The organism is Pseudomonas sp. RGM2987, from assembly GCF_022952855.1.
Classification (GTDB): domain Bacteria; phylum Pseudomonadota; class Gammaproteobacteria; order Pseudomonadales; family Pseudomonadaceae; genus Aquipseudomonas.
The window spans coordinates 1-13,591 of sequence record NZ_JALJDX010000113.1; the positions used below are offsets into that span (position 1 = coordinate 1).

Genomic DNA, 13,591 nt, shown 5'->3' on the forward strand with positions numbered 1-13,591 from the left:
TCTTCGACTGACCCACCGCTTTCGCGAGCAAGCCCGCTCCCACTTGGGATCTGTGGTGTTTCGGGATTCAGCGTGCGCCAACCCTGTGAGAGCAAGCTTGCTCCGGGCGGCAATCCGACGATAGCTATCTGACGACATAGACCTTGCGCACGTACACGCCGCTCTTCCAGGCGCACGCTGCGTGCAGGGGCACGAAGACCGTATCGCCGGTGTTGACCGTCAGCTCGGTGCCGTCGCCCACCTGCAAGGTGACGCTGCCTTCGAGCAGGTGCATCAGTTCATGCAGCTTGTGTGGTCGGGACTTGCGGGTGTAGGGCGTCGAATCCCAGATGCCGATGCGCAAGTCGGTGGCTTCTTCGACAAACAGATTGTGCGAGCGACACTGCGGCGGTGGGCTGAGCAGGATTTCATCATCGGGCGCCGCCGAAGGCGAGAGCAGGGTATGGGCAGGCAACGCGGTGAGCCCGGGCTGGCGGCTTTCAACGACCTGGGTATCGACGCAGAACGCCCAGAGCGAATCAACTTGCGCCTCGATCTCAAGCACCGTGCCCCGGCCGATCACTGCGCTTTCCCCAGGCCCGAGCCGCAGCGTCCGGGCCTGGCTGCGCAGCGTCACCGCGCCGGCATGGACCACGATCGTTTCACTGAACGGGTACTGATCGACGTTGAACCGACCGCTCGTCCTGACCACGCCAGCGGCAATCCCGTCGGTGCCGCTAAAAGCGATCAGCCTGTCGAACGGATCGTCGCCTCCCAGCGATCCTGAAGTGAACTCGGTCGAGGCGAGACGACCGTCGGCATGGGCCAACAGCATGGCAGTAGGTTCAAGCATGAAGATCATTCTCCGCAAAGCATGGGTAGAGCGCATTACCGTTCACTTAAGGACGTCCCCGCCCTGTGGAGAGGGAGCAAGCTCCCTCGCCACGACAAGTGATAAACCTTAAGTGAACAGCATTGTGGGTAGAGCGTGGTTTTTCAGCCAATGGCCTGGGTCACCAGCGCAAACTGCTGCGCGGCGCCGCTTGCTTGCGGCGGGGTGCCACGGGCCATTTGCGCAACGGTGTCGACTGGCTTGAGTCCGGCCTCTTCCAGCCAGGGTGCCAGCCCGTTGTCCGAAGGAATGTCGATGCGAACGAAAGCGTCCGGCACCTCGGCCAGCAACGTGGCGATCAAATGCCGGGCCTGCTCGACGTTCTGTGCGACCACCGGGCCGATACACCGTCCACGGCCGAACGGGCGCAGCAGCGCGAAGGCACACAGGCGCCCCTCGCGCTCGATGCCCACCGCCTGCTCAACCACATCGAACAGGTCACGCAGGACTGCCTCGCGGTCCAGACCGCTGCCAGCATTGGCGAGTTGAATCAGCGCGCCATGATCGGCGTCGGTCAGGGCGCGGCATCGCTCACCGGCGGCCAATCGCCCAGGCGTCGGCGGCAACGCTTGCCCTTGATGCTGCTGGATATGCCCGAAGTCGACGAACCCCTGGCTGGCATACAGCGGTGCGCCGGCCAGCGTCGCATTGAGGATTGGCGTGCGCGATCCACAGGCCTCGATTGCCAGCTCCATCAATTTGCGGCCAATCCCCTGGCCCTGATAATCGCCATCGACGATCACCAGCCCAATGGTCGCGTAGTTGCCCTGTGGGCAGGTGAACGCGGTGCCGATCAGCCGGCCCTGGTCTTCCACGACGAATCCCTGGGCGACACGCTGCAACATCGCCCAATCCTCCAGGCGATGGGGCCATTTCAACTGCACGGACAAGGCGTGGGCCGAAGGGACATCATCTGCAGTCATGGAACGGTAGAAATAAGTGGGGCGTTGCGAACTGGACATGGCATCACCATTGAAAAGGCACTGGATCGGACGGCTTGTATCCGTTGAAAGTGGTTGTATCGCACCTGCGGCGAGGCCTGACAAGCATCGCCAATTGATTCGGCAGGTTTCGTAAGAAGTACCTCGAACGGCCACATTTAGTGCTCAAATCGGCGACCAGGCCAGCAGTAAATACCGAGGCGTTTTCCTGGCGTTTCGGCGTGCTCAAAGGACTATTGCCCGATCAATAACTGCGCTCACGATCCACCAACCCCAACATCGATTCGCCCCGCTGGTGTCGGCGGATGTTCTCCAGCAACCCGGCAAACGCGCTCTCGGGCTGGGTCATCGCGGCGATGTGCGGTGTCAGCAGAATCTGCGGGTGGTCCCAGAACGGATGGTCCGCAGGTGCCGGCTCTTGTTCCAGGACGTCGAGCACCGCCGCGCTCAGTTGACCCTGTGCAAGCGCCTCAAGCAGGTCGGCTTCTACCAGGTGTCCACCCCGGCCCATGTTGACCAGGGCCGCACCTTTGGGCAGGTGCTCAAACAGCTGGCGGTTCAGGATGCCTCGGGTCTGCTCGGTCAGCGGCAGGACGCATAGCAGGATGTCGCACCCGCCGAGAAACGCTGGCAGTTGTTCGGTGCCGGCAAAGCAATTCACGCCGGCGATGTGGTGTGCGCTGCGGGCCCAACCCGACAAGGCGAAACCGAATGGCTTGAGGCTGGCGAGTATCTTTTGCGCCTGCAAACCCAGGCCCATCACGCCCACCCGGCGCTGCGCTGCGGGCACCAGGCGGTGTGCTTGCCAGCAGTGTCCGGCCTGTTGCCGGCGATAGCGCAACATGTCGCGGTGCACGCTGAGTACGGCAAAACTGGCGTACTCGCACATGCCCTGGCTGATGCCCGGGTCGAGCAGGCGCACCACCGGCAGTGTCGTGGGCAAGCGGTTGAGGTCGAGCTGATCCACCCCGGCGGACAGGGCGAACAGCACTTGAAGATTAGGTAGCACGGTTTCGATGTCGTCCGGGGCCTGCCAGGCCGCGAGGTACTGGATGTCCCGTGGGTCACCGATATCCGGCCAGGCTCGCCATTCAATATCCGGGGCCTGTTCGGCGAACAGCCGTCGCCAGTGTTCGCCGCGTACCGGGTCAGCTTTGTAGAGCAGGGCCATGGAGGGTTTCTCGCCAGCAATCAGGGAGTATCAAGCATGCCGCAATGGCGAAGCAGGATCTGTCGAAAGCACCCGTCTGCAAGCACCACCCTGCGTTGTAAGGCGCCTGTTGCGGCAGATTCCATGGGGCGCAGGGGCACTGGAGGATTCTGCTGTTTGCCGGGGTGTAAACAGTCGATCCGGATTTCTCAACGACCAACTTCGGCTTAGACAATCGCGTCGAACCCTTAACCTGTGAATACACCGCAGCCGCTTCCCGGGTGCGAGGCTCACGATGGGAAATGCCAATGAACAGTAAAGTCGAAGAAACCCCAAGTCTGCTCCGTCAGCGTGATCAATTCGTGCCCCGTGGCCTGGTCACCGCGCATCCGCTGGTGATCGACCGGGCCCAGGGCGCCGAGTTGTGGGACGTCGATGGCAAGCGCTACCTGGATTTCGTCGGCGGCATCGGCGTGCTGAACATCGGTCACAATCACCCCAAGGTCGTGGCGGCGGTGCAGGACCAATTGCAGAAGGTGTCCCATGCGTGCTTCCAGGTGGTGGCCTATAAACCCTACCTGGACCTGGCCCGACGTCTCTGCCTGATGATCGGCGGCCAGGAAGCTTATAAAGCGGCGTTTTTTACCTCCGGTGCCGAGGCGGTAGAGAACGCGGTGAAGATTGCTCGCGCCCACACCAACCGCTCGGCGGTGATCGCTTTTCGCGGTGGATTTCATGGCCGTACCTTGCTCGGCACGACGCTGACCGGGATGAGCCAGCCGTACAAACAGAATTTCGGCCCGTTCGCGCCGGAGGTCTTCCATACCCCGTACCCGAACGCCTATCGCGGCGTCACCAGCCAGATGGCGCTCCAGGCGCTGGACGAACTGTTGGCCACTCAAGTCGCACCTGAGCGGGTCGCGGCGGTCATCATCGAACCGGTGCAAGGCGATGGCGGTTTCCTTGCGGCGCCCGCCGAGTTCCTCCAGGGCCTGCGAGCGCTGACCGAAAAGCACGGCATCGTGCTGATCCTCGATGAAATCCAGACTGGCTTCGGTCGCACCGGCAAATGGTTCGGTTTCCAGCACGCCGCAATCCAGCCGGACCTGGTCACGGTCGCCAAGAGCCTGGCCGGTGGTTTGCCATTGTCCGGCGTGGTCGGCAAGGCGGCGATCATGGACGCCCCATTGCCTGGCGGCCTGGGCGGTACCTACGGGGGCAATGCGCTGTCCTGCGCGGCGGCGCTGGCGGTGATCGACGCTTATGAGCAGGAACAGCTGCTGGCCCGTGGCGACGCTCTGGGCGAGCGGCTGCGCCAGGGCCTGTTGCGCTTGCAGGCGCGCTACCCGCGTATCGGTGATGTGCGTGGCAGCGGTTTCATGCTGGCGATCGAATTGATCAAGGATGACGACGCACGCACGCCGGATGCCGATCTGAACCAGCGCCTGATCGATGAAGCCCGGGCCGGCGGGTTGTTGGTGATCAAGTGTGGGGTTTATCGCAACGTGCTGCGTTTCCTGGCGCCGTTGGTGACCAGCGAAGCGCAGATTGACGAAGCGTTGCAGATTCTCGACGCTGCGCTGGCGCGGGTTATGGGCTGAACGCAAAAAGGGACGCATCGGAGGCTTTACAGATGAGGCTGACTGAATATCAAGCGTTGTTGATCGACTGCGATGAGGTCCTGGTCGATCGTGACTCGGGCGTCTGGGCGGCGTTGCAGCCACTGCTGGAGAACCACGGCGAGCCGCCGGACAAGGCCCGGGTGCTGGTCGAATTCAATGAGGTGCTGCAAGGATTGTATCCGCGCTTCGACGAGCTGGGTTTCAGCGGTTTGCTGTGCTTCGCCCACCGCCAGTTGGCCGAGCGCTGGAAGCTCAAGGTCAGTTGGGAGGAGGGCATGAGCTTCGCCCGCTCGGCCGCCGGATGGACATTGTTCGAAGACGCACCGGGGGCGATGCTGTACCTGCGCAAGTTCTATCGCCTGTTGGTGCAGGGCGATCGCGATGCCGAGGACCGGGGCGTGTTATGCGAGCGCCTGGGCATCGAACAGGAGGATTTCATTTCCCTGGCCAGTGACCCGCGCCAGGATCCCGTCTGGCTTGAGGCCAACGGGTTGGAGACCGAAGCGATTCTCCAGGTGACGCGCCCAGGTGCCCGTCTACAGCAGGCCGGCGCGGTTTGCCTGATCTGCCGTAGCCCCGACAACCCACCGCAACCGTGCGCGTCGGACTACTGCATCAGCAGCATGGCGGACCTGGTGGCGCAGCATCAGCTGTCTTTACGTCGCTGATTTTGTTAGAAGATTGTCTTACAAACGGCAGGCACGAGGTATGCGATGGAAGGTTTAGCAAAACTGGACCGGATCGACATCAGCATTTTGGTAGAGCTTCAAAAGGACGGCCGCATGACCAACGTCAGCCTGGCCGACGCGGTGGGTTTGTCCGCCAGCCCCTGCTTGCAACGGGTCAAGCGGCTCGAATCGCTGGGCTATATCTCCAGCTACAAGGCCCATCTGAACCTGGCCAAGATCACCGACTCGGTGACGGTGTTCACCGAAGTCACCCTGAGCGACCACAAGCGCGAGGACTTCGCCAAGTTCGAATCCAATATTCGCCTTGTGGACGAAGTCCTCGAGTGCCACCTGATCAGTGGCGGCTACGATTACCTGGTGCGCTTCATGACCCGCAGTATCCAGGATTACCAGGATGTGATGGAGAGCCTGCTGGACAAGAACATTGGCATCTCCAAGTACTTCAGCTACATCGTCATCAAGTCGCCGGTGCGCAAGGATGAGATTCCGCTGCGCAAGTTGCTGCGGCACTGATCGAGGACGACGGGTTACGAGGCACCCGCCCCCTTATCGTTTGGCCGAAGCAGCGTACGTACCCGCTGGCCGAGGTCAGCCAGGCGGAAAGGCTTGGTCATCACCCGGGTCCTTGCATCCACCGACACCAGGCGCTCGCCCTCGGCAAACCCGGTAATGAACAGCACCTTCAGCGCCGGATCTTTGGCCCGAAGCTCCTTCGCCAGGCCGACGCCGTTCATGGCACCGGGCAAGCCGATGTCCGTCAGCAACAGATCGATGTGCGGGTTTTTTTCGGCCTGCTTCAAGGCCGAGACGCTGTCCAGGGCGTCGATGATGCGGTAGCCGGTTTCGCTCAGGTATTCGGCGACCATTTGCCGGATGGCGGCTTCGTCATCCACCAGCAGGATCGTTTCGTTACGGCCCGGCTGTGGTGCCGTTGTTTGCAGGGCAGCGGCGGCCTTCACGTTGGCGACTGAATGGCGCACTAGCGGAAAATACAGGGTCACCGTGGTGCCCAGCCCGACGGTGCTCTGGATTTTCACCTGGCCGCCCGACTGTTGGGCAAAGCCGTAGATCATCGACAGGCCCAGGCCGGACCCCTCGCCAATGCGCTTGGTGGTGAAGAATGGATCGAACACCCGGGACATGATGTCGTCATCGATCCCGGTGCCGGAGTCGGTGACCGAGATCGCCACATAGGGGCCGGGCGGCATCATTTTTTCGCGGGCGGATTTTTCGTCGATGACACAGCGCTGCACCTCAAGCTTCAAGGTGCCACCCGTGGGCATCGCGTCCCGGGCGTTGATCGCCAGGTTGAGCAGGGCGTTTTCCAGTTCGTTCGGGTCGCACTTGATCGTGTCATTGCCGATAAAAGCGCATTCAACCTGGATGCTCGGGCCCACCGAACGGCGGATCATTTCTTCAAGCCCGGCCACTACCTTGCGCGGTTCCAGCACTTCGGGGCGCAGCGACTGCTGCCTGGAGAATGCCAGCAGGCGCTGGGTGAGGGCGGCGGCCCGGGTCGCCGAGGTCAGGGCCACGGCGTTGTAGCGCGACAGTTCGTCATAGCGTTGACTGTCAATGCGCCGTTGCATCAGCTCCAGGCTACCGCTGATGCCCGCCAGCAGGTTGTTGAAGTCGTGGGCGATGCCGCCTGTCAACTGGCCGACCGCTTCCATCTTCTGGCTTTGCCGCAGTTTCGATTCAGCGACGGCCCGCTCGTGCTGTTCGGCCTCCAATTGCGCGGTGCGCTTGGCGATACGTTCTTCGAGCAGGTCGTTCCAGTCCCGTAGTGCGGCTTCCAGTTGCACCCGCTCGTTGATGTCTTCGACGGTGCCATACCATTGTTGGCAATGCCCGTTGGTGTCCAGGCTGCAAAACGCTCGGATCCGGAACCAGCGGTATTCTCCCGTGTGTCTGCGTAAACGGATCTGCGCGTCGAACGGCTGCGAATTTGCCAGCGACTGGTTCCACAGCCTGGCGAATGAAATCTTGTCGTCGGGGTGCGCTGCGTTCAGCCACTGGCGACCCAACGTCTGTTCCAAGGTGCGCCCGGTGTAGTCATACCAGCGCGGGTCCAGGGACAGCACCGAACCCTGGTTGTCGGCAGTCCACGGCCAGAGTGGGTTGAGCTGTGCGGCGATGCGGTAGTGGCGTTCGCTTTCGCGGAGTTTTTCCTGGGTCAGCCGCATCGCCTGCATGGCTCTGGAGCGCTTGAGCGCGGCCCCCAGCAGATTGGCGTAGCCGCGAAGAAAGTCGACATCGCTTTCGGTGAATGACCGAGGGTCGCGACTGTCCACTTCGAAAATGCCGAAGGGCCGCGTCTCGGTGGCGCCATGGACCAGCACGTTGACGAACGCCTGGACGCCGTTGCGCTGCTGGAACTCGTGGTAACGAAAGCGTGTTTCCGCCGAGATATCCGCCGAAATGACCGCGCTGCTGGTGTCCAGCGAATACCGTTCCGGGGTACCTTCCTCCGCTCTTACCCGGACTTTTCCCACGATCTGCGGTGTCCAGCCCACGCCGCTTTGCACGACGAGCGTGACGCCATCGTCCTCCAGCAACATGAACTTCGCCAAATGGGTCCGCAGCGCATCGCCGACCAGGCGACAGGCTTGGTCGAGGATCTGTTGCAGATCGTCCGATAACAGCGCCAGCTCACCAAATTCGGCGAGCACTTTGCGCTGACGCAATAAAGTGTCTTCGATTGCCATGTAGATCATCCCGGGTACGTCCTCAATATCCGAGGGCCGGGTGACGCCTAGGTTCCTGCCAATTGACGACCGACCTTGCCGCAGAGCCGCTTGACGTGACAGGCGGCAACGCAAAAAGCCCTCTTGGGGAGGGCTTGGTATGGGAGCGGGTCACTTGTGTTTAATGTTGAATGGGCTGACGTCTTCGCGAGCAAGCCCGCTCCCACATGGGCCGGCGTTGATACCCTGTGGGAGCGGGCTTGCTCGCGAAAGCGGTGGATCAGCTTGCATCAATGTTGAAGATGATGCTGTAGCGCCTGTTTTATTCCTGAAGAAACTTCAACAGATCCTGGTTCAGGCGATCCTTGTGCGTCTCGGTCAGGCCGTGCGGCGCACCCTTGTAGACGATGAGTCGAGCACCCTTGATCAGCGCCGCAGAAGCCCGGCCGGAAGCATCGATCGGCACGATCTGGTCGTCGTCACCATGGATTACCAGCGTCGGCACGTCGAACTTCTTCAGGTCGGCACGGAAGTCCGTGGCCGAAAATGCCGCAATCGAGTCATAGGTATTCTTCGCGCCGCCCTGCATGCCCTGGTCCCAGAACGACTGGATCAAGCCCTGGGACGGCTTGGCGCCCTTGCGGTTGTAGCCAAAGAACGGGCCCGAAGCGATGTCCAGGTAAAGCTGTGAACGGTTCTCCAACGAGGCCTTGCGCAGGCCGTCGAACACCTCGATAGGCAGGCCGCCAGGGTTGGTGTCGGTCTTGAGCATCAGCGGTGGCACGGAAGACACCAGGACCGCCTTCTTCACGCGGCTGGTGCCATGGCGACCGATATAGCGCGCCACTTCACCGCCCCCGGTCGAGAAACCCACCAGCGTCACGTCTTTCAGGTCCAGTGCCTCGATGACCGCTGCCAAATCGTCGGCATAGTGATCCATGTCGTTGCCTTCCCAAGGCTGGCTGGAGCGACCATGACCGCGACGGTCATGGGCAACGACCCGGTAGCCCTTCGAGGCGAGGAACATCATCTGCGCTTCCCAGCTATCGGAATTCAGCGGCCAACCGTGGCTGAACGTGACCACCTGACCGTCCCGCGGACCCCAGTCCTTGTAGTAAAGCTGCACGCCATCCTTGGTGGTGATGTAACTGGCGGACTGGACCACGCTGCCGACTGCGGACACGCTGGCGCCAGCCTGGGCCGGCGATGCCGCTTCGGCGCTGAGGGTGGCGAGTGCCAATACAGCGATGGCCAGGGTGCGGTTGAAGGTGTTCATCGTTTCTCTCTCCATAAGGGGTGGTTTGTCTTGCTGCGATCGTCGTCGTTCGCGTTGGTGTGCAGATTAGAGAGAGAGGCTGGTGTCGAGAACGGTGGTGGTGTTGATACCAACTATTGGAAATAACGGATGGTTGGGGTTCGGTGCGTCTGTTTCCTGTTGCGCTGCATCGTTCAGATAGATGTCTCGGAGCGGTACGAAGGCAGATTGCTTTGGCCGAAATCGGAGAAATATCCGACAAGGTTTTCAGGTTGGCCTTCGCAAGTATCACACTTAGGATCTGGTACTGAGTTGGCGGGCGGCAAGACTGCTGAATGCTCAGCTTGATTTTCTTTATGAGTACAGAACGATTCCTGGGCGCTGTACGCCAGGCGAAGATGCAGTTGACCATCTTGCGACATTTGGCGTTATGATCACGTCAAATGTCACCAGGAGGTAACCGTCATGCCCGCAGCGAAGCAAGCAGACAAGCCTGTCGTCAAAACCCCGCGCAGAGTAGCGGGAGGGCTACAGGGAGCGAATGCCACCAGGAAACCCACTGAAGTGTTGTTGCATGGCCGCAAAGGTGATGAACGCATGCTGATCATCCGGTATACCCAGGAGGGATTTAGCCTCAGCGATGTTCGAGACATGCTCTCGACGTCGGAGCTTTACATGAAACACGACCTGCTCCAGCGCATCACAGGGAAGTCCATCAGGACCGTTCAGCGTCTGACGAAAGACGCTCAGCCAATACGCTTGAACCAGCAGCAAAGTACAATCGCCTATCAGTTTGCCCATACCCTGGAGCACGCTACTCATGTCTTTGGCAGTCAACCGCTGGCCGAAGAATGGCTGGGTAGACCCTGCAAGTACCTGGACGGTCAGGTGCCATTGGAGCTGATCGACAACTCGTTGGGATTCCAGGCGGTGGAGGATTACCTGACCCGGGTTGAACACGGGGTTTATCAATGAATCCTTTACCCTGGGACGGGCGATGGCACGCTTGGCGCCTTGATCGTGAGGTCTACAAGGATACGTGGGCCAGCGGTATCGGCGCGCAACGATCCGGCGGTCGTTGGAACCCTCCGGGTCGACGGGTTATCTACGCTTCAGCCGATCCGGCCACGGCCATTCTGGAGGTTGCAGCCCACCTGGGATTTGACGCCTTGGACAAAGTACCTCACGTGCTGACTTGTTTTGAAGTGCTGGATCCGGCACTCATCAAGGTGATTCAACCCGAAGACGTGCCAAACCCGAATTGGCTGATCCCGGCGCAACCCTCTCCCAACCAACAGCAGTTTGCCGATGCGCTGCTGGCCCTGCACCCCTTCGTGTTGATTCCTTCGACGGTGACCCGACGCTCCTGGAACCTGCTGGTGAGTTGTGATCTGGTGGCTGACCAGTTCAGGCTGATTTCTCAAGAGCGGTTTGGCCTGGACACTCGATTGATCACGCCTGCGTAGCGATCAGCCAAAAGCGGAAAGGGGGGGCTTCAATATTTGTAGACGATACCCAGCTTGCCCAAGATTTCCAGTGCATTGACCAGCCCCAGGCCATTCATGGGCAGGCAGGCGAAGGTCTGGCATTCGTCGAAGTGAGTGCCGATCGCCAGCAATTTGAGGTCATGCGTGTCCAGCTGCGCGTTGAAATACTGCAGCAGCGCCCGCTCCCAATTATCGGCCTTGTTTACAGCATCGACGGTCGCCATGTCAGGGTGTGTGATTTCAATGCCCAACCGTTGCAGCGGGGCCAGGGCGTTTACCGCATTGACCCCATAAGACGACCATTCTTTCCATTCGAACTCAGCCAACTGATAGGTCTGTGTCAGCGCTGACTCAATCTGCGTCCAGGCCCAATCCCATTGCCCGGTAGGTGCCGCAACGGCCTGGATGAACGCCTGTGCCTGCGGCTCATCGAACAGGCAGTCAAACAGGTCGGCCAAGGTATCGGCCAGGTCGGGTTGCGAACCCTGTCCCTGCTTGTCCAGGTCCTGGCGCAAGCGCTGCCACAGGGTGTCCAACTCGCTCCAGTCGTCGTCATCCATGTCATCTTCGATGACCTGTGCCTTGTGGCCGCGCTGATAATTATCCAGCCGCGTTTTACGCACCTGTATCGCGCCTTCGACGACACTCACGGCATAGCTGCTGTGATCCAGGTAATTGGTCTGGAAAACGATGCGGTCGGGGAAGACGTCATGGACGAGGCTTTCTTCAGCGTCGAAGTACGCCGCACCCTCAAGCGCGCCGTGAGTGTTGGTGATGCGTTGAAACGATGGAAGGTCGATAGGATTCATGGTGGTCTGATCGTAGAGGAGCGCGCTGATCCTACACCAATGGGCCCCAGCGATTGTAGGCCAAGCCACTAAGCCTATGGGGGCGAGCCTGCTCTCGAACCTCGCCACGGGGGCCGGGCGGCCGCGAAGGCGTCAGTCCATTCAACTCAATGCTACTTCCCATTGACCTGAGCATAGCGTTGCTGGATACGCCCCAACTCGCCCGAGCGGCGCAGTTGCTCCAGGGCATTGGCCCAGGCGGCAATCACTTCGTCGTCAGAGTCGCGGCTGAAAGCGATATACAGCGAAGAGCGATAGAGTTCGACGGGGATCCTGCGCAGGGTGCCGGGCGCAATCTTCAACAGGCGGCTGTAATAGGCCACACCGGCCGGGGTGTCGCCGACGATGATCTCGGTACGCCCGGCCAACAGCATCCGATAGAGCTGTGGGCTCCCGGTGGCACTTTTGTCGAGGTTGTTGAACCCCCGCGACTGCAACACATCAGGTATCAGGCCGGCATTTCGGGTGGTGATTTGCGGGGCATTCAACAGTTGTTCGAGGGAATTGACCGGCTGCTGCGCACTGGTCAGTTGGTAGGGGTAAATGGACTCTTCCACAATCGGCCCGACCCACTTGTACAGCGGCTCGCGCTCGGGTGTGCGGAACATGGAATACAGGATGGTTTTCGGACGGGTTTTCAGCACTCGACTGCTGCGCATGCTGGGCAGCACCTCCATCTGAAAATCGTCCCCCGTCAGCGCCATGATGGCCCGGACGATCTCGGTGGTCATGCCGGTGAGTTGATTGTTCTCCAGATAGTTGTACGGCGCCCATTCTTCAGTGACGACCAGATACGGCTCTGCCCGGACGGGTATGCCGAGCGATAGACAGAGCAGCGCCACGGTGAGGGTTGAATGTTTCACGTGTTATGCCTATAGGCCGGGCAGGGTAGGGAGGCGAATCGCAAGCATCAGTATAGACACTGACGAGCGTCTGGCGCCGGTTTGACGACAGGCCAGGCCACGACAAGAATCGAAATCCATTTGGGTAACCAGGGTGTTTGTGGATGCAGGTAGTAGAACCACAGGACCATGGTTTGTCGCTTGAGCTTTTTTGCCCAGCCACGCAAACGTCCAAGGATGCGGTTCATCGGGTCGACATCTCAGGCGTTTCCAATGTCGGCCGACGAACAGATCACACCAGCCTCTGGTAGGAAAGCTAAGGTTATTGGCTATCACGACATACCTGAAATCGTCGACCGTCACCAAGGATGTTGAAGGCGCCATGATTGATTGCACAGAACTCCACGACAATGGCTTTGTCCTGCTGCCACGAGCGATCCCCTCCGAGTGGCTGGAAGATCTTCGCGCTGTATTCGATGCAGGCGTGAAACCCTCGGACCAATGGCCCACGCCTCGCGGTTGGGGCTGGCGTCATTCGCTGGTGGACGATGACACGCAGATTCAGGCGCTGTGTCGTTTGCCGCAGCTTTTGGCGGCGGTTGGTGAATTGATCGGCGAGCGATTCTTTCTTTCCCAGGTGGAGGGCCGGGAACCCCTGGCGGGCTGCGGTCATCAACAACTGCACCGAGACCTGTCCGCCCAACGACCTGGCGACACAGCAATCGCCCTGGCATTTTTCGACGACTATGGCCCAGGGAATGGTGCGACACGTATCGTCCCTGGCAGCCATCGCCCGATGCCGGGAGCGCCACCTTTGGACTTCGCCGACGAGTTCCGGTCGGTGCAGCTTTCGGGCTGCGCCGGCGACATCCTGGTATTTGACGCCGAGCTGGTCCACGCGGCCAGCCTGAACGTCAACGGCGCACGTCGACGCTCCATCCTGATGGGCTATTTTTCGGAGTGTCTGTACGCTTCGCACCTGGAAACGGCGGGCCTGCGAAATGTCCGGATGGACACTTGTGAGCGTTTTGATCCTGCTGATTTTGCCTTTGATTGAACCGCTTGGTCGCTTCAGTCAAACCACGAGCCCGTGGGAGCAATTCACAAACCCCGTGGCGAGGGAGCTTGCTCCCGCTGGGCTGCGCAGCAGCCCCTCAAAAAAAGATCACTCAATCAACCTGACACACCGCGCTGCAAGG

At 60.5% G+C, this 13,591-nt stretch carries 14 protein-coding genes; 7 read left to right on the forward strand and 7 right to left on the reverse strand.

Features of this window, described 5'->3' with window-relative positions; translation table 11 throughout:
• Positions 1-124: 124 nt before the first annotated feature.
• The 3 genes from RGM2987_RS02545 to RGM2987_RS02555 all read right to left on the reverse strand — a co-directional run bounded on the left by RGM2987_RS02545 (position 125) and on the right by RGM2987_RS02555 (position 2,983).
• Positions 125-832 (reverse strand): cupin domain-containing protein, encoded by a 708-nt coding sequence (locus RGM2987_RS02545; protein ID WP_245138548.1) that lies wholly within the window; start codon positions 830-832, stop codon positions 125-127.
• 143 nt (positions 833-975) lie between these two features.
• Positions 976-1,833: a GNAT family N-acetyltransferase gene (locus RGM2987_RS02550; RefSeq protein ID WP_245138549.1), complete on the reverse strand. Its 858-nt coding sequence runs from the start codon at positions 1,831-1,833 to the stop codon at positions 976-978.
• Between the two features lie 223 nt (positions 1,834-2,056).
• Complete coding sequence (locus tag RGM2987_RS02555) at positions 2,057-2,983, reverse strand: glyoxylate/hydroxypyruvate reductase A (protein WP_245138550.1); 927 nt, start codon at positions 2,981-2,983, stop codon at positions 2,057-2,059.
• A 287-nt stretch (positions 2,984-3,270) separates the two neighbouring features.
• Here RGM2987_RS02555 and gabT point away from each other — a divergent pair, with 287 nt between their 5' ends.
• The 3 genes from gabT to RGM2987_RS02570 are packed head-to-tail and all read left to right on the forward strand — an operon-like array spanning position 3,271 to position 5,786.
• Positions 3,271-4,563 (forward strand): 4-aminobutyrate--2-oxoglutarate transaminase, encoded by a 1,293-nt coding sequence (gabT, locus tag RGM2987_RS02560; RefSeq protein ID WP_245138551.1) that lies wholly within the window; start codon positions 3,271-3,273, stop codon positions 4,561-4,563.
• 32 nt (positions 4,564-4,595) lie between these two features.
• Complete coding sequence (locus RGM2987_RS02565; RefSeq protein WP_245138552.1) at positions 4,596-5,252, forward strand: 2-haloalkanoic acid dehalogenase; 657 nt, start codon at positions 4,596-4,598, stop codon at positions 5,250-5,252.
• A gap of 45 nt (positions 5,253-5,297) precedes the next feature.
• A complete protein-coding gene (locus RGM2987_RS02570) occupies positions 5,298-5,786 on the forward strand; it encodes an Lrp/AsnC family transcriptional regulator (protein WP_003203167.1) in 489 nt (162 codons plus the stop codon).
• Between the two features lie 14 nt (positions 5,787-5,800).
• On the opposite strand, the gene RGM2987_RS02575 is transcribed toward RGM2987_RS02570, so the two are convergent.
• The gene (locus tag RGM2987_RS02575) at positions 5,801-7,981 is read right to left on the reverse strand and encodes a hybrid sensor histidine kinase/response regulator (RefSeq protein ID WP_245138553.1); all 2,181 of its coding nucleotides are present in this window, start codon (positions 7,979-7,981) and stop codon (positions 5,801-5,803) included.
• Between the two features lie 301 nt (positions 7,982-8,282).
• Positions 8,283-9,236, reverse strand: a complete 954-nt coding sequence (locus RGM2987_RS02580; RefSeq protein ID WP_245138554.1) for an alpha/beta hydrolase — start codon at positions 9,234-9,236, stop codon at positions 8,283-8,285.
• 444 nt (positions 9,237-9,680) lie between these two features.
• Here RGM2987_RS02580 and RGM2987_RS02585 point away from each other — a divergent pair, with 444 nt between their 5' ends.
• Complete coding sequence (locus RGM2987_RS02585) at positions 9,681-10,190, forward strand: antitoxin Xre/MbcA/ParS toxin-binding domain-containing protein (protein ID WP_245138555.1); 510 nt, start codon at positions 9,681-9,683, stop codon at positions 10,188-10,190.
• Positions 10,187-10,681, forward strand: coding sequence for an RES family NAD+ phosphorylase (locus RGM2987_RS02590; RefSeq protein WP_245138556.1), 495 nt, complete (start codon positions 10,187-10,189; stop codon positions 10,679-10,681). The genes RGM2987_RS02585 and RGM2987_RS02590 overlap by 4 nt, the downstream gene beginning before the upstream one ends.
• 29 nt (positions 10,682-10,710) lie before the next feature.
• Here the strand turns inward: RGM2987_RS02590 and RGM2987_RS02595 are convergent, their stop codons facing one another.
• Positions 10,711-11,511 carry a hypothetical protein gene (locus RGM2987_RS02595; protein ID WP_245138557.1) on the reverse strand — a complete coding sequence of 267 codons (801 nt, stop codon included), beginning with the start codon at positions 11,509-11,511 and terminating at the stop codon, positions 10,711-10,713.
• Positions 11,512-11,663: 152 nt separating this feature from the next.
• Entirely contained in the window at positions 11,664-12,413 is a 750-nt protein-coding gene (locus RGM2987_RS02600) for an ABC transporter substrate-binding protein (protein WP_245138558.1), read from the reverse strand.
• A gap of 361 nt (positions 12,414-12,774) precedes the next feature.
• Between RGM2987_RS02600 and RGM2987_RS02605 the strand changes: the two genes are divergently transcribed.
• Complete coding sequence (locus tag RGM2987_RS02605; protein WP_245138560.1) at positions 12,775-13,449, forward strand: phytanoyl-CoA dioxygenase family protein; 675 nt, start codon at positions 12,775-12,777, stop codon at positions 13,447-13,449.
• A partial coding sequence (locus RGM2987_RS02610) for a hypothetical protein (protein WP_245138559.1) occupies positions 13,412-13,591 on the forward strand: 180 nt, incomplete at its 3' end. The genes RGM2987_RS02605 and RGM2987_RS02610, both read left to right, overlap by 38 nt.